The sequence below is a fragment of the Janthinobacterium foliorum genome, from assembly GCF_978021625.1.
Genome location: NZ_CDXDQE010000007.1, coordinates 53,291 through 73,473 on the forward strand (window position 1 = coordinate 53,291; position 20,183 = coordinate 73,473).

Sequence of the window (20,183 nt, forward strand, 5' to 3'; positions counted from 1 at the left end):
GCGGGGATTTGCCGCGCCCGGCTGCCTTATTTCCCCTGCAGGGCGCTGGTCGGCGCCAGCGCCTTTTGCCGCGTGGCCAGCGCCGCGCCGATGAAGAGGGCGATGGCCGAGGCGATCAAGCCCCGTTCCAGGCCCGCCGGGCCGTCCGCGATCCAGCCGACGACGACGGGGCCGACGATCTGGCCCAGCGCGAAGACGGTCGTGTAGGCGCTGATGCCGGCCGTCCAGGAGGCCTGCGGCAGGTTGTGCCGCACCAGCGCCGTCGTCGATGCCACCACCGACAGGAACACGGCGCCGAAGACCAGGCCGGAGACGAAGACGACGGGCACGTTGCCGGTCAGCGCGGGCAGGACCGTCACCGCGCCCAGCACGGCGTTGAGAATGGCCAGCGATTCGCCGCCGTGGTAGCGGTCCAGCATGCGCGCCCAGATGCGGGACGACGCCACTACCGCCAGGCCCAGCAAGGTGTAGAACACGGTGATCAAGGTGGCGCTCATGCCTTGCTGCTTGAGCAGGGCGATGACAAAGGTCATGTAGCCGATGTAGCCGACGCCAAACATGAAGTAGCCGGCCAGGCTGGGGGCAAAGTCGCGCCAGGCGAAGCGCCGGCCCGCATCGGTCGCGCGCGGCGCCTCGCCGAGCGCCCTGGCCGGCAAGGCCATGAGGGCGGTGGCCAGCAGGCAGGCGATGCCCAGCGCCAGCCATGGCCATTGCCACGCGTGCGCCGCGCCGCGCGCCTGCGCCGCTGCCAGTGCGGCCGGCACCAGCAGGGCCGACAGCGCGATGCCGAAACCCGTGCCGCCGTAATACAGGCCGATGTAGAAGCCGGCGCGCTGGCTGTGCATGGCGCCGAGCCGGGCCGCCAGCACGCCGCCGGCGATGAAGATGAAGGCGCTGGCCACGCCCGCGCAGACGCGCTGCAGGAACAGGGCGGTGGTGTCGCTGACGAGGCCCGACATCAGCATGAAGAGGCTGGCCAGCACGCAGCCGGCCATCAGCAGGCGCCATACGCCCAGGCGGCGCATCAGGGCCGGCGTGGCCAGGGCGCCGAGGAAGTAGCCGAGCGCATTGAAGGTATTCATCGACCCGGCCAGCAGGTAGGACCAGCCCAGGTCGGCGCGCATGGGCGGCAGCAGCAGACCGTAGGAAAAGCGCGACAGCCCCAGGGCGACGGCGGCCCCCAGCGAGAGCGCCAGCGCCGTGGCCAGCGGATGCGCCGGGGAGGGATGATGTGTCGGCATGGTCAGGAAACCCGAGAAGGTGAGAGCGATGACACCGGAGCCGCCACGCGGCCCGCCGGCAGGGTCAGCTGGTGGCAGCGCGCCAGGACGCTGCCGCATGCCATTGTTGCGCAGTCATTCACTAGTAAGTTAATGAATATCAGTTTAGAAGTCAAGCAATCGCTGCGTACCTTGCCGGCGGGTATTTTCGCTGGTAGTAATGCAATTATTGCCATTGTGACTTTTGGAGAGAATTGTGAGACATGCAATGCCATATAATTGCATTTAGGAAATTTACTTGCCTAAATTCAATTTCGCGAGTGGCTCCTGATCCTCCATCTCATAAGGGCACTATGAACAAGAATAAACCTGGCGCGTTGTTGATTGCAGCGCTGATTGGCGCGGCATTGGCAGGCTGCGCTTCCGAATCGTCGCAAGCCCTGGCTGTTCCCACAGTCGCCAGCGCCGCCCGTCCCTACGTCGGCCCGCGCACCCTGATCGCCGTCGGCAAATTCGATAACCGCTCCAACTTCATGCGCGGCATCTTTTCCGATGGCGTCGACCGCCTGGGCAGCCAGTCGAAGACAATTTTGATTGCACATTTGCAAACATCCAACCGCTTCAACGTGCTCGACCGTGACAACATGGCCGAGCTCAAGCAGGAAGCGGAGTTCAAGAAGCAGGGCCAGAACATCAAGGGCGCGGATTTCGTCGTCACGGGCGACGTGACCGAATTCGGCCGCAAGGAAGTGGGCGACAAGCAGTTGTTCGGCATCATGGGCCGCGGCAAGACGCAAGTGGCGTATGCCAAGGTGACATTGAACGTCGTCAACATCGCCACGTCGGAAGTCGTGTACTCGAGCGCCGGCGCCGGCGAATACAGCCTGTCGAACCGTGAAGTGCTGGGCTTTGGCGGCACCGCCAGTTATGACGCCACCCTGAATGGCAAGGTATTGGATCTGGCCATGCGCGAAGCCGTCGAGCGCCTGGTTGCCGGCGTCGAAGCGGGCGCACTGCGCACACAATAAGGTATCCCATGAAACAGACAATGATGAAAAAGGGCGCTGCCCTGCTGGCGCTGCTCGCCTGTGCCGCACTGACCGGTTGCGCCACGCAATCGAAGACCCTGTATCAATGGGAGGGCTACCAGCCGCAGGTGTATGAATACCTGAAGGGTGAAAGCCCGGAGCAGCAGATTGCCGCCATGGAAAAGGATTTGCAAGTGATCGCCGCGAAGGGTAACCATGCGCCGCCGGGCTACCACGCCCACCTGGGCATGCTGTACTCGATCGCCGGCAAGCCGGAGCAGGTCGCCGCGCAGTTCGAGGACGAGAAGAAGCTGTTCCCGGAATCGGCGCCGTACATGGATTTCCTGTTGGGTAAAATGAAAAAAGGCGAAAAATTATGATGTCGCGCATGTTGAAAATGGCCCTGTGCCTGGGTCCCGCCATCTTCATGGTCGGTTGCGCCACCAAGCAGGCGGCCTACGACTATACGGCCTTCAAGGCCGCCAAGCCCCGCTCGATCGTGGTCTTGCCGCCGCTGAACAATTCGCCGGAAGTCAATGCCGGCAACAGCGTCTACGCCCAGGTGACTTATCCGCTGGCCGAAGCGGGCTACTATGTGCTGCCGGTGGCGGTGGTGGGTGAGACTTTCAAGCAGAACGGCCTGACGAATGCCGCCGATATCCACGGCGTCGATGCCAAGAAGCTCAACGAGATCTTCGGCGCGGATGCGGGCCTGTACGTGACGATCTCCAAGTACGGCACGACATACGCCGTGATCGACAGCGTGACGGTGGTCTCGGTCGATGCCAAGCTGGTCGACCTGAAGACGGGTGCCTTGCTGTGGCAGGGCGCGGCCAGCGCATCTAGCAATGAAGGCAACAATAACGGTGGCGGCGGCCTGATCGGCGCGCTGGTGACGGCGGCGGTCAAGCAGATCATCAACACCACGACCGACGCCAGCCATCCGATCGCCGGCACGGCGAATGCGCGCCTGCTGTCGGCCGGCGTGCCCAACGGCCTGCTGTACGGTCCCCGTTCGGAACGCTACCTGGCGCAGTAATCGCGTTGCTCCCCCGCGCGCTGGCCCTGCCGGGGCCTGCCGCGCGGCCGCGCTTGCCAGGGGCGGCATGCCCTGCAGTGATGACCGGCGCCGGAGGGAATCGCGGACTCGTCCTCCGGCGCTGTCTTTCTTGAGTTCGTGCAGATCCCCCCAGCAAGGAGCGCATGATGGCAATCTATTTCAACATCCACTTCAACGTGTCGGACGACGAGCTGCAGGACAAGAGCCTGCTGGTCTTCCTGAAACCGCAGAATCCGCAGCGCAATGACCAGATCCACGCGTGGCAGGTGGTGAGGGGCGTGGCCGGCGCCAGCGCAGTGTTCGCCTACGCTGACAGCATCACGACGGACGTGAGCAGCGTGGGCCGCCACAGTGCGGCGACCGTCTCGCGGCGCGAGCCCGTCGTGCCGGGCCAGCTGCTGCGCGCCGTCAGCCCGGACGGGCTGTCGCCGGTGCTGCAGCCCGCTCCCACGTCGCTGGCGCAAGAGAAGCTGACGCCGCAGCAGTGCGGCGTCATCAACCAGACCTATCCCTTTACCCAGTTCGACAGCAACTGGTACGTCAATGACAGGCCCGTCGTGACCATGCCGCATGTCGACATGAACATGACGGTGACCTTCGAGTACCTGCCCAATTTCTACTTCATGCTGGCAACACCGCCCATGCCGGGCCAGACCTACATCGTGCAGAATTTCTCGGACATGACGCAATATGTGATGCCGGTGACGGCCACCGAGGTGAGTGTCACCGTCAATCGCGTGCAGGGCCTGTGGAGCTTCGACTTCAGGGCCAGCTAGAACGCGGGGCCGGCGCCTGGCGCCATTTACACCTCGACGGCCAGGTCGTCGAAGTCGGCCAGGGTGCCGCCGTTGGCGATCAGCTGCTCGAAGCTGTCCTTGCGGCGCTGGTCGATTTCCGTGTTGCTGACGCCGCGTTTCCAGTAGCCGGCCACCAGCACCTGTTCCTTGTCCAGGCCCGCCGTGATGCGCAAGTGCTGGCGGATGGCGCGCATCTCATCGCGTTCGCCGGCGCCCCAGATGATGTAATCGCGCGGATCTTGTAACGCCCTGGCCTGGGCTGCCAGCGGCCCGTCCGGCGCCACGCGGGCCGTGGCCAGGCGCTGCAATGCCAGGCCCGGCACGGCGGGTAATTCCTCGAACGCGGCGGCATCATCGGTCACGACCCAGCCGATGCCGGCCGCGCCGGCGGGCCATTGCTGCAGCATGGCGTACAGGGCGGGAATGCCCGTCTCGTCGAGGAAGAGGGCGATTTTCTTTTCGGCGCCGGCAGGAATGACGAACTGCGGGCGCGGTCCCGTCAGGCGGAAGACATCGCCCGCGCACAGCTTGCTACTCCAGCGCATCATCGGACTCGCGTGTGCATGCCGCACGATGTCGAAGGTAAACGTTCCTGCCGGCGCGTCAAAGCTGCGCACGGTGTAGATGCGCGAGGCGCCGCCATACGCGGCCCCGTCGAGATGGATGCGGAAGGCCACGTTGGGCAGCGCCCAGTGGGGATCGTCGCCGGAACGCGCCAGCCTGGCCGTGACGCGCAGCACACTGGGCACGGGGCGCGCGATGGCGGTGACGCTGGCCGTGACTTCATGCAGGCTGCGGTCATGCTCGGCGTTGCGCAGGGCGCCGCCCGATGGCGCTTCGTGGGATGTTGCCATGGCAAATACTCCTGTGTCTTGGGTAATTAGTTTCATCATGCTAAACTAATTACCGCAAAACGACAACGCAGCTGCCGCCACGGAAAATAATGATGACTATTTCACCCACTTTGCCCCGTCCCGGGCGTCCCCCCAGCATCACGCGCGCGCGCATCGCGGACGCCGGCATCGCCATGGGCTTGCCCGCCATGACGTTTACGGGCGTGGCCGCCGTGCTGGGCGTGAGCCACGTGGCGCTGTACAAGCACGTGGCGCACCTGGCCGCGCTCAAGCTGCTGGTGGCGGAGGAAATATTTGCGCGCTGGGAATTGCCGGCGCCTGGCGCGGATGAGCTGGAGCACTATCTGCTGGGTTTCAGCGCCTCGCTGCGCCAGCTGGTCAAGTCGCATCCTGGCCTGGCGCCATATCTGCTGCGCCGCAAGGCGACGACACCGGCCATGCTGGCCCGCATCGACGCCCACCAGGCGCAGGTGGCGCACGCCTACCAGCTGCCGAAGCAGCGCGCCCGCTGGCTGCTGTCGACCGTGGCCTTCCACTGCGTGGCCCTGGCCGACACCGTGTATGCGCCCGCCGGCGAGGCGTGGGCAGACGAGGACGATCAGGCCATCGAGGCCGAGTTCGACCTGGGCATGCGCGCGCTGGTGATCGGGGCGCTGGCCATGCCAACGCAGTGATGCCGCTTCCTGCCTACGCGTGGTCCGGCCGCCATTGGCCGCCGGCGCGCGGCAGCGCCAGGGTCACCACCAGTCCCCGTTCCTCGCCGTTGCGCAGCGACAGCTCCCCATGGTGGGCCAGGGCCACCGTCTGCGCGATGGACAGGCCCAGGCCGAAGCCGCCCGTGGCCGCGTTGCGCGAGGTTTCCAGCCGATAAAAAGGTTCCAGCGCCCGCTGCAGCAGGGGCGCGGGTATGCCGGGGCCGTCGTCGCGCACTTCGATCGTCACCAGGTTTGCCTCGTCGCGCACGTGCACGCGGGCCGCGCCGCCGTAGCGGATGGCATTGTCGACGATGTTTTGCAGGCAGCGCTTCAGGCTGCGGGGGTGGGCGGGCAGGGGCGCCGCCTGGCCGGTGATGCTCACCTGGCCGCCCGTTTCCGCGCAATCGCTGCGCAGGCTGGCCAGCAGGCTGTCGATATCGACCATCTGCCGCTGTTCGTGCAAGCCGCTGTCCTGCACCATGGTCAGGGTGGCGCCCACCAGCGCATCCATTTCGTCGAGGTCGCGGCGAAATTTCACGCGCTCCGCCTCGCCGGGCAGCAGTTCCGTGCGCAGCTTCATGCGCGTGATGGGCGAGCGCAGGTCGTGCGAGACGGCGGCCAGGAAGCGGGTGCGCTCGGCGATATTGTCGATCAGGCGGCGCTGCATGGCATTGAAGGCCTGCGAGGCCTTGCGCACTTCCGTGGGACCGTCCGTACTCAACGGCGGGCTGAAGATGTTCTCGCCCAGCTTGTCGGCCGCGGCGGCCAGCTTGCCCAGCGGCTGCATCACCAGGCGCACGGCCAGCCAGGCCAGCAGCAGGATGGCGGCGATGCGCAGCACGTAAATGCGCAGCAGATAATCGACGGCGGCCGCGCGCGGTGCCGTGCTCATGCCCGCCTGGCCTTCGCGCGCTTCCGCCTGCAGCCAGGCGCCGTCGTGCAGGCGCAGCTGGACGATGAAGTGGCCCGTGGGGAAGGGGTCGCGCAGCAGCGTCAGCCAGTTGCCTTCGCGCGGCACCGCGTGCGCCAGTTCGCTGTCCAGCACGCGCACGCCATGATGGGCCAGTTCGTCGGCCTGGCCGCCCAGGCGCTGGCGCAGCACGTCGAGAAACAGTTCGCTGCTGAAGACGTCGTTGCGGTCCAGGGGCGGCGGCGTCGCGGCGGGGCCGTCGACGGCCCGCACGGAAAAATCCGCGCTGCTGATGGCGGCCAGCATGGCGGGCCGGCTGGCGGGCGGCACGGCGTCGAGCATGCGCACGGCGTCGGCCAGGCGGGTGGCGGCCAGGCGCGTGGGAATTTCCATCGCCTTGCCGTAGCGCATGTCATACCAGATGGTGCCCGTCAGGGCCTGCGCCGCCAGCATGCCGAGCACCAGCACGAGGGCCAGGCGGCCCGACAGGCTGCGCGGCCACAGCCGTTGCAGCAGGCTGCCCGGGCCCGTCATTCCTCGTACGCCACGTCGGCGTTGAGCATGTAGCCGCCGTTGCGGATGGTCTTGATGAGGGCCGGCAGGCGGGGATTGTCGCCCAGCTGCTGGCGCAAGCGGCTGACGCACACGTCGATGGAACGGTCGAAGGGCAGGCTTTCCTTGCCATACACGGCGGCCAGCAGGAAGTCGCGGCTCAGGGTGCGTTTCGGATGGTCGAGCAAGGCCCGCAGCACCAGGTAGTCGGAGCTGCCCAGCGACAAGGTCACGCCCTGGGGCGAGCGCATCTGGCGCGCCCGCGTGTCCAGTTGCCAGCCGTCGAAACGCAGCGTGCCGATGCGGTCCGCTTCATGCTTTTCCGGAAAGCTGCGGGCGCGGCGGATGATGACCTTGATGCGCGCCAGCAATTCGCGGGGATCGAAGGGCTTCGGCAGGTAATCGTCGGCGCCCACTTCCAGGCCCACGATGCGGTCGACCAGGGTGCCGCGCGCCGTCAGCATGATGACGGGAATGTTGCGCCGCGCGCGCAGCTGGCGGCACAGTTCCAGGCCGTCGTCGCCGGGCAGCATCAGGTCGAGGATGATCATGTCGATGGGCGTGCTGGCCAGCACTTGCCACATTTCATCGCCACCCGACGCCGCGTGCGCCTGGTAGCCCGCGTTGTCCAGATAAACTGACAGCAATTGCCGGATTTCCGCATCGTCGTCGACGATCAATACCTGGTCCGCCCGTTTCATTCCTGTTGCCATGTTCCCGTTGTCTATGGTGAAGAGTGTGCCGATTTTTGTAATGGCATGTGACGGCCATGTTGCGCCAACACATTTCATTACATTCCCGCCGCCGGGCCTGTTCTGGCCCTGCCAGCCGGCCATTATAGTGCCTGTAGTGAGAATCATTACAATCTACAAAGGAAGCCACATGCACCAGGGTAAACAATGCAGCCGCAGCAATAGCACGGCCGAGACCATCGAATCGCTGTTCGCGCAGTACGGCAAACTGTCGGCCACCGTCGGCCTGGCGTTGACGTCGCTGGGCGCCACGGCCGCGGCCCTGGCCGTTGACGCGGGCGATGCGGCCACTTCGGCCACGACGCAGCCGCAGCCATTGAACGAGGTGGTCGTCAAGGCCGAACGCGAAGCGCCCGCCTACAAGCCGGAACACCTGAGCTCGGCCAAGTTCGCCCAGCCCCTGCGCGATACGCCGCAAAGCATCACCATCGTGCCGCGCGAAGTGCTGACGGAACAGAATGCGCAAAACCTGCAGGACATCCTGAAAAACGTGCCCGGCATCACGTTTACCTCGGGCGAGGGCAACCTGGGCTGGGGCGATTTGTTTACCATCCGTGGCTTTTCTTCCGAGCAAAGCCTGACGGTGGACGGCATGCGCGACGCCGGCATGTCCAGCCGCAACGACACCTTTAACCTGGAGCAGGTGGAAGTGTTCAAGGGCACCGGCTCCATCGAATCGGGCACCTCGGCCGTGGGCGGCACCGTCAACCTGGTCAGCAAGGAAGCCAAACTGGGCAACGCGAATACGGCGTCCTTCGGCGCGGGCAGCGCGGCCTATCGCCGCTTGACGGCCGATGTGAACCGGCAGCTGGGCACGGGCAGCGCCCTGCGCCTGAATGTCATGAAGCAAAAGAATGACGTGGCGGGACGCGACGTGACGAACAACGAGCGGCAAGGCCTGGCCTTGTCGGCGGGCACGGGCCTGGACGGCGCCACGCGCGTGTGGGTCGACCTGTTCCACCAGGAAGACGACAACGTGCCCGACGGCGGCCTGCCGATCCAGCGCGGCACGGGCGGCCAGCCCATGGCGAACGTGCCGCACAGCGCCTGGTTCGGCGCCGATTCGTACACCCAGCGCACCACCTCCGATGCGGCCACCATCAAGGTCGAACACGATTTCGCCCCGGACGTCAAAATCCGCAACCAGACGCGCTGGGCGCTGACGGACAACCTGTCCGTGATGTCGCCGGCCCGCTTCAACGGGGCCGGCGCGGATGGCGCCACCCTGGGCACGTCGCTGGGCTACACGGGCGTGGGCGGCTTGACGAAAATCAATGGCATCGCCGCGTACACGGCCTTCCGCAACAAGACGGATGCGTATGGCGTGCTGCGCGGCAGCGATTTCGGCACCTCGAAACGCTACAAAATCCTGGCGAACCAGACCGACTTCAGCGTTGCCTTCCAGACGGGGGCCGTGCGGCACGAAGTGGTGACGGGCCTGGACCTGTACCGCGAAACCTATGGCGACTACCAGCGCACGGTCAATGCGCCTGCGGGCACCCTGTGGTTCGACATGGCGCATCCGCAAGTCGCGCAGGGCAGCGTGCCCACCGTCAAGGGCAATGGCGGCCTGGAATCGGTGATCAGCAATGCGGGCCTGTACGTGACGGACGCCATCCGTCTGACCGAGCAGTGGCGCATGGTGGCGTCCCTGCGCTATGACCACTGGAAGGCGGACACGTCGCTGAAGGGCGTGAATACGTCGCGCAGCAGCGACGGCGCCACCAGCGGGCGCATCGCCGCCCTGTACAAGCCCGTCGACGAGGCCAGCCTGTACCTGGCCTACGCGCAGGCGGCCCAGCCATCGGCCCTGGGCGCCTCGACGAACAACGCCATCTACGGTTCGGCGGCGGCGTCCGCGTATGCGCCGGCCACCTCGAAGACCATGGAGCTGGGCGGCAAGTGGGATGTGCTGCGCCACCGCCTGGCGTTGACGGGGGCCATTTTCCGTACGGAAGTGAGCGATTCCTGGGAGTACGGCGACGATGAAGTCTCGCCCGTGCGCGCCTTGCCGGCCAAGCGCGTCAAGGGCGCGGAACTGGGCGTGCAGGGCAATGTCAGCGAGCAATGGTCCGTGTATGGCGGCATGTCGCGCCTGATGAGCAAGCAGACCAAGGGCGCCAACAGCGGCAGCGAAGCGAAGAATGTACCGGACTGGACCTTCAACCTGTGGACCTCGTACACGCCGGTGGCGGGCCTGGTGCTCAGCTATGGCGCCCAGTACGTGGGCGAGCGCCGCTATTCGGACAATGCCTATGTGGGCGGCTTGAACAATAACAGCAGCACCGTTGCCGGCCCTGCGGGCAAGGCGCCCACGTATGTCTTCGACACGGAAAAGGCGCCGTCGTACTGGGTGCAAAGCATCGCCGCGCGCTACCGGGTCAACCCGCGCCTGGCGCTGAACCTGAACGTGCAAAACCTGGCCAACAAGTTTTACTGGGCGCGCATCGGTTCCTCGCTGGACGGTTTCCAGCTGTACGGCGTGCCGGGCGCCAGCCGCAGCATCAGCCTGAGCGCGGACCTGAGCTTTTGATGCGGGCCAGCGTCGAGGCACTGCGCCAGCTGCCTGCGGCGGACTGGTCCGCCATGCTGGCCGGTGGCGCTGGCGAGCAGGCGCTGGCGTGGCTGCAGGCCGCCGCGCGCCAGGGCGTGCCGCGCGCCCAGGCCATCCTGGCGCAGCGCCTGCTGGTGGGGCAGGGCGTGCCGCCCGACCCCGCGCAAGCCGTGCACTGGTTCCGCCAGGCAGCCGCGCGCGACGATGTGGAAGCCGTCAACATGCTGGGCCGCTGCCTGGAGAACGGCTGGGGCGTGGCGGCGGATGCGCAGCTGGCCGAGTACTGGTACCGCCAGGCGGCCGTAGGCGGACTGGACTGGGGCATGTACAACCTGGCCAATCTGCTGATGAGCGGCAAGGGCATCGCCGCCGACCGGCCCGCCGCGCTGGCGCTGTACCGCCAGGCCGCCGGACTGGGGCACGCCAAGTCCCTGAATATCCTCGGTCGTTTCCATGAAGAAGGCTGGGAAATGCCGCCCGATCCGGCACGGGCCGCCGTGCTGTATTGCCAGGCGGCCATTGGCGGCGACTTTCGCGGCCAGTTCAACCATGCGCGCTTGCTGTTGCAACGCGGCAAGCCGCAGCAGGCCGTGGCGTGGCTGCGGCGCATTCCCGCCACGGCCACGCCCGCGTTCATGGCCAACCTGCGCCCATGGCTGGCGCAGGCGGACGCGCCCGCCGTGCGCGGGCTGGCGGGCGAAGCATCATTTACTGAATAAGAGAACAACATCATGCTGCATTTGAAAGCCGTGCTGAACGACACCGAACTGGCCCATGCGCGCGCCGCGCTGACAGGCGCCGACTGGGAGGATGGCAGGATCACGTCGGGCAGTTTGCCCGACAGTATCAAGCGCAACGGGCAATTGCCCCAGCAGGGCCCCCTGGCGCAGCATTTGCAGCAACTGGTGCTGCATGCCTTGCGCCGCAACCAGCTGTTCTTTTCGGCCGCCTTGCCGCGCCACATCGCGCCCCCCATGTTCAGCCGCTACGACGGCGAACGCCAGGACTACCTGGACGACCACGTGGACGTGGCCATGCGCTACCTGCCCGATGGCGAACGGGTGCGCACGGACCTGTCTTGTACCTTGTTCCTCAGCCATCCCGATGAATACGAGGGGGGCGAGCTGGTGCTGGCCGACAGCTGGCGCGACGAACACGTCAAGCTGGCGGCCGGCGACATGCTGCTGTATCCGGCAGACAAGATCCACCGCGTCAACCCCGTCACCAAGGGGTGCCGCTATGCCAGCTTCTTTTGGCTGGAAAGCATGGTGCGCAGCGAAGCGCAGCGCCGCCTGCTGTTCCAGATGGACCGCGACCTGATGCTGCTGCGCATCGAGGCGCAGGATGCCTCGTCCACGGCCGTGCTGGGGCTGACGGGCGTGTATCACAACCTGCTGCGCATGTGGGCGCAGGGCTGAGCGCATTTGCGCTACCATGGCCTGCATTGTCGAAGGAGAACAGCATGAGCCAGGCTTGCCAGCATCTGCAGGACATCCATACCCGTGGCGCCAATAGCGATGGCTGCGAGGAATGCCTGAAAGCGGGCGACAGCTGGGTACATTTGCGCGTCTGCATGGTCTGCGGCCACGTCGGCTGTTGCGACGACTCGAAGAACCGGCATGCGACCCGGCACTTCCACGCCACGGGCCACCCCATCATCCGCTCGAAGGAGCCGGGGGAAAGCTGGGGCTGGTGCTATGTGGACCAGCTATTTTACGATCCCATCTAGCCGGCGCGCCGGCAGCCGCCAGCGCCGGCCTGCCGGTGGGATCGCGCATACCGGAGTAAGATGGCGGTATTGTTCAAGATCTTGAGAGGCCCGGGTGCGCGTGTTGCTGGTGGAAGACGATCCGATGATCGGGGAAAGCATGGTCGAGGGCCTGCTTGGCGAGTGCTATGCCGTGGACTGGGTGCGCGATGGCAAGGATGCGGAACTGGCGCTGGCCGGCTTCGACTATGACCTGATGCTGCTGGACCTGGGCTTGCCCGGCAAGGAAGGCATGGACGTGCTGCGCGCCACGCGCGCGCGCGGCGGCGAATTGCCCGTGCTGATCATCACGGCGCGCGATGGCACGCCGGCCCGCGTGGAAGGGCTCGACAGCGGCGCCGACGATTACCTGGTCAAGCCCTTCGACCTCGATGAGTTGCTGGCGCGCATACGCGCCTTGCTGCGTCGCCGGGTCAGCCGTTCCCGTTCCGTCATCGAGCATGGCGCGCTGGTGCTGGACCTGGCCAGCCATGATGTCACCTTCGAAGGCGAGCTGATCAAGTTGCCGCCGCGCGAGTTTTCCGTGCTGCGTGCCTTGCTCGACCATCCTGGCAAGGTGGTGTCGAAGCGCCAGCTGGGCGAAAAGCTGTATGGCTGGGATAACGAAGTGGAAAGCAATACCGTCGACGTGTATGTGTATCAGCTGCGCAAGAAATTCGGCGCGGAGTGCATCCAGACCGTGCGCGGCGTGGGCTACAAGATGCGGGTCGCGCCATGATGACCATCCGCCGCCAATTGCTGCTGGGTTTGCTGGCGGCCACCTTGCTGTGCGTGCTGGGCGCGGGCATTTCGCTATTCCGTTCGCTGTTGGAAGAAACCAATGAACTGGCCGACCTGCAGCTGCGCCAGCTGGCCGTGGCCTTGCCCGACGAGTTCGAGCCGCAGACGGGCTTGCCGGCCGCGCAGGATCCGGAAGAGGCGTTCGTGCTGCAGGCGTGGGACGAGGATGGCCAGCCATTGCCCGTCTTGCCGGACCAGCTGGAACTGCCGCGCTATGCGCTGGCCGGCTTTGCCGATGTCACCTTGCGCGGCGAGGACTGGCGCCTGTACGGCGAGACGCGGCGCGGGCGCTACGTGCAGGTGGCGCAGGCGCAGGCCGTGCGCGACCAGCTGGCCTGGCAGATGACCGTGCGCGCCGGCGCGCCGCTGCTGGTGTTTGCGCTGATCCTGGCGCTGCTGATCGTCGCCGTGGTGCGGCGCGCGCTGGCGCCGCTGCACCGGCTGGCAGAATCGGTGGCCGGCCGGTCGCCCGACGCCCTGACGCCGCTGGCGGCCGGCGACATGCCGCCGGAATTGCGGCCCGTGGTGCTGGCGCTGAATGGCCTGATGGGCCAATTCGAGGCGGCGCTGGCATCGCAGCGCACCTTTGTCGCCGATGCCGCGCACGAATTGCGCTCGCCGCTGACGGCGCTGAAACTGCAGCTGCAAGTGGCCGAACGGGCGACGACGGAAGAAGAGCGGCGCGCCGCGCTGGCCAAGCTGCACGGCCGCCTGGACCGCAGCACGCACCTGGTGCGCCAGCTGCTCAGCCTGGCGCGCCATGAAACGGCGCTGACGGCCAGCCAGCTGCACACGGTGGACCTGGGGCAATTGCTGGAAGCGGCCGTGGCCGACCACAGCGCCCTGGCGGACAGCCGCGAGATCGACCTGGGCGTGCTGGAAGCGCCGGGGACCATCGCCGCCGCGCCCGTGCTGGTGAAGGCCGACCCTGATGGCTTGCAAGTGTTGCTGAACAACCTGATCGACAATGCCCTGCGCTACACGCAGCGTGGCGGCAAGGTCGACTTGCAGGCGGCGCTGGAAGGAGGGCGGCCGCTGCTGCGCGTGTCCGACAACGGCCCCGGCGTGCCGCGCCAGCACCATGGCCGCCTGTTCGACCGCTTCTTCCGGCCCGACGGCAACGACGCCTGGGGCTGCGGCCTGGGCCTGTCCATCGTGCGCCATATCGCCGAACACCACCAGGCCGACATTGCGCTGGGCGACGGCGCGGCGGGGCGGGGCTTGCAGGTGACGGTGCGCTTTCCGCAGGCGGCATGAGCGAAAAAAAAGCGGCTGCCGTCGCCGGCATCCGCTTTTGCTGAAAGGCGCGTTGCTTACGCCAGCTCGGTGATGAATTGCTCGCGCGCGGGGCGCACTTTTTTCAGGTCCACCAGCCAGTCGCCTTCGTCGGCGCGGTAGCCCAGCGGCAGCATGACGACGGAACGCAGGCCTTTTTCGCGCAGGTTCAGGATCTCATCGACCTTGGCCGGGTCAAAACCTTCCATCGGCGTCGAATCGACTTTTTCTTCCGCTGCGGCGATCAGGGCCGTGCCCACGCCGATATAGGCCTGGCGCGCCGCGTGCTGGTAGTTGGTTTCCGCGTCGCGCTGCGGATACGTGGCCAGGATCTGCTGGCGGTAGGCTTCCCACCCTTCGTTCTTGAAGCCGCGCACGGTGTTGACCAGGTCAAACATCTTGTTGATGCGCTCCACCGTGTAGTTGTCCCAGGCGGCGAACACCAGCAAATGCGAGGCGTCCGTCACTTGCGACTGGTTCCATGCATGCGGCTTGATCTGCTCGCGCAGGGCCGGATTCGTCACCACGAATACTTCATACGGGTGCAGTCCGCTGGAGCTGGCCGTCAGGCGCACGGCTTCCAGGATGCGCTCGACTTTGTCTTGCGGCACCACTTTTGTTGGGTCCATCTTTTTGGTGGCGTAGCGCCATTGCAATGTTTCGAGCAGTGCGGACATGTAAATCCCTTTCATAATGAACAGTTCAGATTGGAAATGATAGCGGATTCTGCCATTTCAAGTGCGCTGGCCAAAAATAGCGCACCGATGCATTGTTGTCTACAGGCCAAGCATGGCAAGCTCATGCTGCGGGTAGCGCGCCCCCTGCACGGCGCCGGGCGCGATGGCGGCGCCGATGGCGGCCAGCTCGCTGCCGCTCAGGGCTATCCGCGCGGCGGCCACGTTCTCTTCCAGGTGGGCCAGGCTGCGGGCGCCGGGAATCGGCACGATGTCAGCGCCTTGCGCCAGCAGCCAGGCCAGGGCCAGCTGCGCCGCCGTGGCGCCGCGCGCGGCGGCCAGGCGCTGCAACTCGGCAACGAGATGCCCGTTGGCGGCCATGGCTTGCGGCTGGAAGCGGGGCAGGCTGTGGCGGTAGTCATCGGCCGCCAGCGCGGTGCTGGAAGGCAACTGGCCCGTCAGGAAACCCCGGCCCAGCGGGCTGTAGGGCACGAAGCCGACGCCCAGTGCGCGGCAGGCGGGCAGTACTTCCGCTTCCACGTCGCGGCTCCACAGCGCGTATTCGGACTGCACCGCCGTGATGGGGTGCACGGCGTGGGCGCGGCGCAGGGTGGCGGCCGACACTTCCGACAGCCCCAGGTGGCGCACCTTGCCCGCCCGCACCAGGCCGGCCATGGTGCCCACCACGTCTTCGATGGGCACGGCGGGGTCCACCCGGTGCTGGTACAGCAGGTCGATGCAGTCGATGCCCAGCCGGGCCAGCGATGCTTCCACGGCTTGCACGATGTGCTCGGGGCGGCTGTCCACGCCCGCCATGCGCGCCACGCCTTGGCCGTGGGGCAATATCCTGAAGCCGAACTTGGTGGCGATGCTGACCTTGCCGCGCAGCTGCTTCAGGGCGCGGCCCACCAGTTCCTCGTTGGCGTACGGGCCGTAGACCTCCGCCGTGTCGATCAGGGTCACGCCCAGTTCCACGGCGCGGTGCAGCACGCGCAGCGAGGCGCCTTCATCCGCGCCGCCGTAGGCAAAGCTCATGCCCATGCAGCCCAGGCCGACGGGGGCGACGCGCAAGCCGGAGGTGCCCAATGTTCTGTATTCCATGCCCATTCCCCTCAAAAAAAGATGCGATGAGTATGCGGGAAGGAACTGCATGCGATAAGATGGCTTATCCTGCATGCATTACTGAATCTGGCTCATGAATTATCCAAGATGGCTGACCTGAATGAATTGACGGCCTTTGCCGCCGTCGCCCGCCTGCGCAGCTTCCGCAAGGCGGCCGTGGAGCGGGGCGTGTCCGCCTCCGCGCTCAGCCATGCGCTGCGCGCGCTGGAAGAGCGCCTGGGCGTGCGCCTGCTGAACCGCACCACGCGCAGCGTCACGCCGACGGAGGCGGGGCGGCAGCTGCTGGCGCGGCTGGAACCGGCCATGCGCGAAATCACGGATGCCTTGCTGGACCTGAGCACCCTGCAGCAGGAACCGGCCGGCAAGCTGCGCCTGAATGTGCCGCGTCCGGCCGCCCGGCTGCTGCTGGCGCCCATGCTGGCGCGTTTTGTCGCCCGCTATCCACGCGTGCAGGTCGAACTGGTCACGGATGACGGCATGATCGATATCGTGCGCGACGGATTTGACGCGGGCATCCGCTTCGGCGAGCACGTGGCGGCCGACATGATCGCCGTGCCCGTGGGCGCCCCGCAGCCCTTCGTGGTGGTGGCGTCGCCCGCCTACGTGGCGGCCCGTGGCGTGCCGGCCACGCCGCGCGCGCTGCTCGAGCACGCGTGCATAGGACGGCGCTTCCCCAGCGGACGCCAGTATGCGTGGGAATTCGGCCCGGCGGGCGAGGGTGTCAGCATCGCCGTCGACGGCCCGCTCGTGTTCGACGACGATGAACTGATGTTGCGCGCGGCCCGCGACGGCGCGGGGTACGCCTACGTGTACGAAGCCGATGCGCGCGCCGATATCGCGGCGGGGCGGCTGGTGTGCGTGCTGGAGCGCAGCCTGCCGCCAGCGCCCCGTTACTTCCTGTATTACCCGGGCCGGCGCCAGATGCCGCCCATGCTGCGCGCCTTTGTCGACATGGTGCGCGCCGATGCGGCCACGCCGCAGGCGCCCGCCTGATCAGCCGGCGGCTGGCGGCGCGCCATGCTCCACCGGCCACTTCACCGTAAACAGGCTGCCGCCCGCCCTGCCGCGCGTGCAGGCCGCGCTGCCGCCGTGGGCGCGGGCGATGGCTTCCACCACGGCCAGGCCCAGGCCGCTGCCCGCGTTCAGGTCGACCCGGGCGCTGTCGCCGCGGCGGAACGCCTCGAACACGTGCGGCGCCAGCTCTTCCGCAATGCCGGGGCCCGCATCCTCGACGCTCAGGTAGTACTGGCCGGCCTGCACGCGGGTGCGCACGCGCAGCAGGCCCGGATGCGCATAGCGGCGCGCGTTGTCGAGCAGGGCCAGCACGATTTGCCGGATGCGCGCCGCGTCGCAGCAGACGGGATGGTCGGACAGCTGCAGCTGCAGGGAAAAGCCGGCCGCTTCCATGTCCGGCGCCAGCAGGCGGCCCACTTCCTCGATTTCCAGGGTCAGGTCCGTCCACGCCATGCGCAGCTGCATGTAGCCGCTGTCGGCCAGGCTCAGGGTGCGCAAGTCCTCGATCAGGCGGCCCAGGTCTTCCACTTGCGACAGCAGGCTGGAAAACGGCACTTCCTCGGGCTTGAAGACGCCATCGACGACGCCTTGCAGGGTGCCGCGCAGGATGGTCACGGGCGTGCGCAGCTCGTGCGCGATGGCCGCATTCCACGTCGCGCTTTCCTTGGCCGTGCGCTGCAGGCGTTCGGCCATGCTGTTGAAGTCATCGACCAGCACGGCCGTCTCGCCCAGGCTGCGGTCGCCCGCGAAGGCGCGCGCGGACAGGTCGCCATGGGCCACGCGGCGCACGCTGTCCATCACGGAATTGATCGGTTTCAGGATGCGCGAAGCGAGCTTGATGGCGAAAAACGCGGCCAGCAGCAGACCGAAGATGGTAATCGAGAGTATCCACAGCCATTCCGCCGTCGTCGGCGACCAGTCGTCCGGTTCGGACAGCATGTTGGGGTCGATCTTGAAGGCGACGGCAAAGAAGATCCACGAGCCTATCCAGATGAGCAGGATGCTGCACACCATCAGCACCGACATCGACAGCACGATCTGCCGGTTCAAGCCCGTGAAGCGCATCAGTCGCTTTCCAGGCGATAGCCCACGCCGCGCAGGCTGGCCGGCATGTTCAGCACGCCCGCTTCCTCCAGCTTCTTGCGCAGCTTGCTGACGTGGCTGTCCACCGTGCGTTCCATCGAATTGCTTTCTGGCATGCACGACTCCAGCAATTCCAGCCGGGTGCAGACGCGGCGCGGCGTGCGCGCCAGGTGCGCCAGCAGGCGAAATTCCGTCAGGGTCAGGCTCAGCGGCACGGCGGCGCCGTCGCGCAGCACGCTGGCGACGTAGGTTTCCTGGTCGATGTCGATGGGGCCGCAGCGCAGGCGCTGGCCGCCGACCGGATGGTGGCGCACGCGCGAGCGGCGCAGCACGGCCGCCACGCGGGCCACCACTTCGGCCGGATTGAAGGGCTTGATGATGTAGTCGTCGGCGCCCACGCGCAGGGCGGCCAGCTTGTCCGCGTCCTGGTCGCGCGCCGTCAGCATGATGACGGGCGTCTCGCCGCGCCGCCGCACTTCCGTCAGCACGCCCCAGCCATCGACACGGGGCATCTGCACGTCGAGCAGCAGCAGGTCCGGCGCCAGCGCCAGGTGCTGGTTCAGCGCTTGCTGGCCATCGGGCGCGAAGGCCGTGCGGTAGCCGTCGCGCTCCAGGTAGCCGGCCAGGATGCGGGCGATTTGCGGTTCATCTTCGGCGATCAGCACGAGGGCGGCGGGCGGGGTGGTGGCAAGGAAGGACGGTTGGCTGGCGCTATGGAGATAGTTCATGGGAAATAGTCTAGCATTCTTCGCCCTCTCCATCGAATCTCCACATTTCTTTGACGGAACATCCACGCACGGCTTTTATGCTGCGCTTATCTGTCGACCGGACCGCCGGTTGGGATCTGCCATAGAGAAAGACCATGCATCCGAGCCATTTCACCAAAAAAAATAGTTTGATCGCCGCGGCGCTGTTCAGCCTTGCCGCCTGTTCCCAGCCCGCGCCGGAAGAAGCGGCCGCGCCGCCCGCCGCCGTGACGGTGCTCAAGCTGCGCGCCGCGCCCGTCGTGCTCAGCGACGAATTGCCGGGCCGGGTGGCCGCCTTCCGCACGGCCGATATCCGCCCGCAGGTGGGCGGCATCGTGCTGCGCCGCCAGTTCGAGCAGGGCGCCGACGTCAAGGCGGGGCAGAAGCTGTTCCAGCTGAACCCGGCGCCATTCCAGGCGGAAGTCGATTCGGCCGCCGCCGCCCTGCAGCATGCGGTGGCCACGGCAAGGCGCGCCAGCAGCCAGGCCGAGCGCCTGAAGCCGCTGGTCGAGGCGGACGCCATCAGCCGCCAGGCGTATGACGATGCCGTGGCCCAGCACGAGCAAGCCGCCGCCAGCGTGGCGCAGGCGCGCGCCACCCTGGCGCGCCGGCGCCTGGACCTGGCCTTTGCCAGCGTCGAGGCGCCGATCGCCGGGCGCATCGGCTCCGAGCTGGTGACGGAAGGCGCGCTGGTGGGCATGACGGATGCGGCGCCGATGGCGCGCATCCAGCAGATCGACAAGGTGTATGTGGACGTGCGCCAGCCAGCCGCCGCGCTGGCCGCGCTGCAAGCCTCCGGCAGCAGCGGCAAGGACGGCGCCGACAAGCTGCCCGTCACCATTGTGGGCGCCGATGGCCAGCCGCATCCCGTCACGGGGCGCATCCTGTTCTCCGGCATCAGCATCGACGCGGGCACGGGCGACGCCACCATCCGCGTGCTGGTGGATAACCCGCAGCGCCAGCTCTTGCCGGGCATGTTCGTGCGGGCCCGCATCGCCCGCGCCGTGCAGCCCAATGGCGTGCTGCTGCCGCAGCAGGCCGTCCTGCGCAGCAGCGATGGCCAGGCGCAGGCCTGGGTGCTCGATGGCGCGCACAAAGCAAGTCTTAAAGCCATCAGCGTGGGCGACGTGATCGAGCACCAGTACGTGGTCAGCGGCGGCCTGCAGGCGGGCGACACGGTCGTCGTCGAAGGCCAGGAACGGCTGCAGCCGGGCGCCACCGCCGCGCCGCAGCCGTGGAAGCCGGCCGTCGTGGCCACGGCGGCTGCCGCCAAGGCCCGTTGATCCGTATTCATTGCAA

The 20,183-nt window shown here is 66.9% G+C and carries 21 protein-coding genes; 13 read left to right on the forward strand and 8 right to left on the reverse strand.

Features of this window, described 5'->3' with window-relative positions:
- Positions 1-26: 26 nt before the first annotated feature.
- On the reverse strand, positions 27-1,241 hold the full coding sequence (locus ACZ92H_RS15850) for a YbfB/YjiJ family MFS transporter (protein ID WP_465050265.1): 1,215 nt from the start codon (positions 1,239-1,241) through the stop codon (positions 27-29).
- A gap of 332 nt (positions 1,242-1,573) precedes the next feature.
- Between ACZ92H_RS15850 and ACZ92H_RS15855 the strand changes: the two genes are divergently transcribed.
- The 4 genes from ACZ92H_RS15855 (at position 1,574) to ACZ92H_RS15870 (ending at position 4,084) form a co-directional block, all read left to right on the forward strand.
- Entirely contained in the window at positions 1,574-2,248 is a 675-nt protein-coding gene (locus ACZ92H_RS15855; RefSeq protein WP_131370414.1) for a CsgG/HfaB family protein, read from the forward strand.
- A gap of 8 nt (positions 2,249-2,256) precedes the next feature.
- Positions 2,257-2,628: a DUF4810 domain-containing protein gene (locus ACZ92H_RS15860; protein ID WP_465050224.1), complete on the forward strand. Its 372-nt coding sequence runs from the start codon at positions 2,257-2,259 to the stop codon at positions 2,626-2,628.
- A complete protein-coding gene (locus tag ACZ92H_RS15865; protein ID WP_131370411.1) occupies positions 2,625-3,287 on the forward strand; it encodes a DUF799 domain-containing protein in 663 nt (220 codons plus the stop codon). Before ACZ92H_RS15860 ends, ACZ92H_RS15865 begins: the two co-directional genes overlap by 4 nt.
- Before the next feature lie 164 nt (positions 3,288-3,451).
- The gene (locus tag ACZ92H_RS15870) at positions 3,452-4,084 is read left to right on the forward strand and encodes a hypothetical protein (RefSeq protein ID WP_465050223.1); all 633 of its coding nucleotides are present in this window, start codon (positions 3,452-3,454) and stop codon (positions 4,082-4,084) included.
- A 26-nt stretch (positions 4,085-4,110) separates the two neighbouring features.
- Here ACZ92H_RS15870 and ACZ92H_RS15875 read toward each other — a convergent pair whose 3' ends face one another.
- Positions 4,111-4,959 carry a siderophore-interacting protein gene (locus ACZ92H_RS15875; protein ID WP_465050222.1) on the reverse strand — a complete coding sequence of 283 codons (849 nt, stop codon included), beginning with the start codon at positions 4,957-4,959 and terminating at the stop codon, positions 4,111-4,113.
- Between the two features lie 89 nt (positions 4,960-5,048).
- Here ACZ92H_RS15875 and ACZ92H_RS15880 point away from each other — a divergent pair, with 89 nt between their 5' ends.
- Positions 5,049-5,633: a TetR/AcrR family transcriptional regulator gene (locus ACZ92H_RS15880; protein ID WP_465050221.1), complete on the forward strand. Its 585-nt coding sequence runs from the start codon at positions 5,049-5,051 to the stop codon at positions 5,631-5,633.
- 13 nt (positions 5,634-5,646) lie between these two features.
- Here ACZ92H_RS15880 and ACZ92H_RS15885 read toward each other — a convergent pair whose 3' ends face one another.
- Positions 5,647-7,098 (reverse strand): ATP-binding protein, encoded by a 1,452-nt coding sequence (locus ACZ92H_RS15885; protein WP_465050220.1) that lies wholly within the window; start codon positions 7,096-7,098, stop codon positions 5,647-5,649.
- Entirely contained in the window at positions 7,095-7,817 is a 723-nt protein-coding gene (locus tag ACZ92H_RS15890) for a response regulator (RefSeq protein WP_131370399.1), read from the reverse strand. Before ACZ92H_RS15890 ends, ACZ92H_RS15885 begins: the two co-directional genes overlap by 4 nt.
- A gap of 181 nt (positions 7,818-7,998) precedes the next feature.
- Between ACZ92H_RS15890 and ACZ92H_RS15895 the strand changes: the two genes are divergently transcribed.
- The 6 genes from ACZ92H_RS15895 to ACZ92H_RS15920 all read left to right on the forward strand — a co-directional run bounded on the left by ACZ92H_RS15895 (position 7,999) and on the right by ACZ92H_RS15920 (position 14,227).
- Positions 7,999-10,401 (forward strand): TonB-dependent receptor, encoded by a 2,403-nt coding sequence (locus ACZ92H_RS15895; protein WP_465050219.1) that lies wholly within the window; start codon positions 7,999-8,001, stop codon positions 10,399-10,401.
- Complete coding sequence (locus tag ACZ92H_RS15900; RefSeq protein WP_465050218.1) at positions 10,401-11,141, forward strand: tetratricopeptide repeat protein; 741 nt, start codon at positions 10,401-10,403, stop codon at positions 11,139-11,141. Before ACZ92H_RS15895 ends, ACZ92H_RS15900 begins: the two co-directional genes overlap by 1 nt.
- A 9-nt stretch (positions 11,142-11,150) precedes the next feature.
- Positions 11,151-11,840 carry a Fe2+-dependent dioxygenase gene (locus ACZ92H_RS15905; RefSeq protein ID WP_465050264.1) on the forward strand — a complete coding sequence of 230 codons (690 nt, stop codon included), beginning with the start codon at positions 11,151-11,153 and terminating at the stop codon, positions 11,838-11,840.
- Positions 11,841-11,884: 44 nt separating this feature from the next.
- On the forward strand, positions 11,885-12,151 hold the full coding sequence (locus tag ACZ92H_RS15910; RefSeq protein ID WP_131370387.1) for a UBP-type zinc finger domain-containing protein: 267 nt from the start codon (positions 11,885-11,887) through the stop codon (positions 12,149-12,151).
- A gap of 94 nt (positions 12,152-12,245) precedes the next feature.
- Entirely contained in the window at positions 12,246-12,908 is a 663-nt protein-coding gene (locus tag ACZ92H_RS15915) for a response regulator (protein WP_465050217.1), read from the forward strand.
- Positions 12,905-14,227 (forward strand): ATP-binding protein, encoded by a 1,323-nt coding sequence (locus tag ACZ92H_RS15920; protein ID WP_131370380.1) that lies wholly within the window; start codon positions 12,905-12,907, stop codon positions 14,225-14,227. The genes ACZ92H_RS15915 and ACZ92H_RS15920 overlap by 4 nt, the downstream gene beginning before the upstream one ends.
- Positions 14,228-14,283: 56 nt before the next feature.
- Here the strand turns inward: ACZ92H_RS15920 and ACZ92H_RS15925 are convergent, their stop codons facing one another.
- Both ACZ92H_RS15925 and ACZ92H_RS15930 read right to left on the reverse strand, forming a co-directional pair.
- Entirely contained in the window at positions 14,284-14,922 is a 639-nt protein-coding gene (locus tag ACZ92H_RS15925) for an NAD(P)H-dependent oxidoreductase (protein WP_131370376.1), read from the reverse strand.
- A 99-nt stretch (positions 14,923-15,021) separates the two neighbouring features.
- Positions 15,022-16,020, reverse strand: coding sequence for an aldo/keto reductase (locus ACZ92H_RS15930; RefSeq protein ID WP_465050215.1), 999 nt, complete (start codon positions 16,018-16,020; stop codon positions 15,022-15,024).
- 108 nt (positions 16,021-16,128) lie between these two features.
- On the opposite strand from ACZ92H_RS15930, the gene ACZ92H_RS15935 reads away from it, so the two are divergent.
- The gene (locus ACZ92H_RS15935) at positions 16,129-17,034 is read left to right on the forward strand and encodes a LysR family transcriptional regulator (RefSeq protein ID WP_465050214.1); all 906 of its coding nucleotides are present in this window, start codon (positions 16,129-16,131) and stop codon (positions 17,032-17,034) included.
- Here the strand turns inward: ACZ92H_RS15935 and ACZ92H_RS15940 are convergent, their stop codons facing one another.
- Entirely contained in the window at positions 17,035-18,120 is a 1,086-nt protein-coding gene (locus ACZ92H_RS15940) for an ATP-binding protein (protein WP_465050213.1), read from the reverse strand. It abuts the gene before it with no gap.
- Complete coding sequence (locus tag ACZ92H_RS15945) at positions 18,120-18,866, reverse strand: response regulator (RefSeq protein WP_465050212.1); 747 nt, start codon at positions 18,864-18,866, stop codon at positions 18,120-18,122. Before ACZ92H_RS15945 ends, ACZ92H_RS15940 begins: the two co-directional genes overlap by 1 nt.
- Before the next feature lie 134 nt (positions 18,867-19,000).
- Here ACZ92H_RS15945 and ACZ92H_RS15950 point away from each other — a divergent pair, with 134 nt between their 5' ends.
- Positions 19,001-20,167 carry an efflux RND transporter periplasmic adaptor subunit gene (locus ACZ92H_RS15950; RefSeq protein WP_465050211.1) on the forward strand — a complete coding sequence of 389 codons (1,167 nt, stop codon included), beginning with the start codon at positions 19,001-19,003 and terminating at the stop codon, positions 20,165-20,167.
- Positions 20,168-20,183: the final 16 nt, after the last annotated feature.

Excerpts from the sequence above, each read along its gene's own strand:
- ACZ92H_RS15850 (WP_465050265.1), bottom strand. The coding sequence starts at position 1,241 with ATGCCGACACATCATCCCTCCCCGGCGCATCCGCTGGCCACGGCGCTG.
- ACZ92H_RS15855 (WP_131370414.1), top strand. The coding sequence starts at position 1,574 with ATGAACAAGAATAAACCTGGCGCGTTGTTGATTGCAGCGCTGATTGGC.
- ACZ92H_RS15860 (WP_465050224.1), top strand. The coding sequence starts at position 2,257 with ATGAAACAGACAATGATGAAAAAGGGCGCTGCCCTGCTGGCGCTGCTC.
- ACZ92H_RS15865 (WP_131370411.1), top strand. The coding sequence starts at position 2,625 with ATGATGTCGCGCATGTTGAAAATGGCCCTGTGCCTGGGTCCCGCCATC.
- ACZ92H_RS15870 (WP_465050223.1), top strand. The coding sequence starts at position 3,452 with ATGATGGCAATCTATTTCAACATCCACTTCAACGTGTCGGACGACGAG.
- ACZ92H_RS15875 (WP_465050222.1), bottom strand. The coding sequence starts at position 4,959 with ATGGCAACATCCCACGAAGCGCCATCGGGCGGCGCCCTGCGCAACGCC.
- ACZ92H_RS15880 (WP_465050221.1), top strand. The coding sequence starts at position 5,049 with ATGATGACTATTTCACCCACTTTGCCCCGTCCCGGGCGTCCCCCCAGC.
- ACZ92H_RS15885 (WP_465050220.1), bottom strand. The coding sequence starts at position 7,098 with ATGACGGGCCCGGGCAGCCTGCTGCAACGGCTGTGGCCGCGCAGCCTG.
- ACZ92H_RS15890 (WP_131370399.1), bottom strand. The coding sequence starts at position 7,817 with ATGAAACGGGCGGACCAGGTATTGATCGTCGACGACGATGCGGAAATC.
- ACZ92H_RS15895 (WP_465050219.1), top strand. The coding sequence starts at position 7,999 with ATGCACCAGGGTAAACAATGCAGCCGCAGCAATAGCACGGCCGAGACC.
- ACZ92H_RS15900 (WP_465050218.1), top strand. The coding sequence starts at position 10,401 with ATGCGGGCCAGCGTCGAGGCACTGCGCCAGCTGCCTGCGGCGGACTGG.
- ACZ92H_RS15910 (WP_131370387.1), top strand. The coding sequence starts at position 11,885 with ATGAGCCAGGCTTGCCAGCATCTGCAGGACATCCATACCCGTGGCGCC.
- ACZ92H_RS15920 (WP_131370380.1), top strand. The coding sequence starts at position 12,905 with ATGATGACCATCCGCCGCCAATTGCTGCTGGGTTTGCTGGCGGCCACC.
- ACZ92H_RS15925 (WP_131370376.1), bottom strand. The coding sequence starts at position 14,922 with ATGTCCGCACTGCTCGAAACATTGCAATGGCGCTACGCCACCAAAAAG.
- ACZ92H_RS15930 (WP_465050215.1), bottom strand. The coding sequence starts at position 16,020 with ATGGAATACAGAACATTGGGCACCTCCGGCTTGCGCGTCGCCCCCGTC.
- ACZ92H_RS15935 (WP_465050214.1), top strand. The coding sequence starts at position 16,129 with ATGGCTGACCTGAATGAATTGACGGCCTTTGCCGCCGTCGCCCGCCTG.
- ACZ92H_RS15940 (WP_465050213.1), bottom strand. The coding sequence starts at position 18,120 with ATGCGCTTCACGGGCTTGAACCGGCAGATCGTGCTGTCGATGTCGGTG.
- ACZ92H_RS15945 (WP_465050212.1), bottom strand. The coding sequence starts at position 18,866 with ATGAACTATCTCCATAGCGCCAGCCAACCGTCCTTCCTTGCCACCACC.
- ACZ92H_RS15950 (WP_465050211.1), top strand. The coding sequence starts at position 19,001 with ATGCATCCGAGCCATTTCACCAAAAAAAATAGTTTGATCGCCGCGGCG.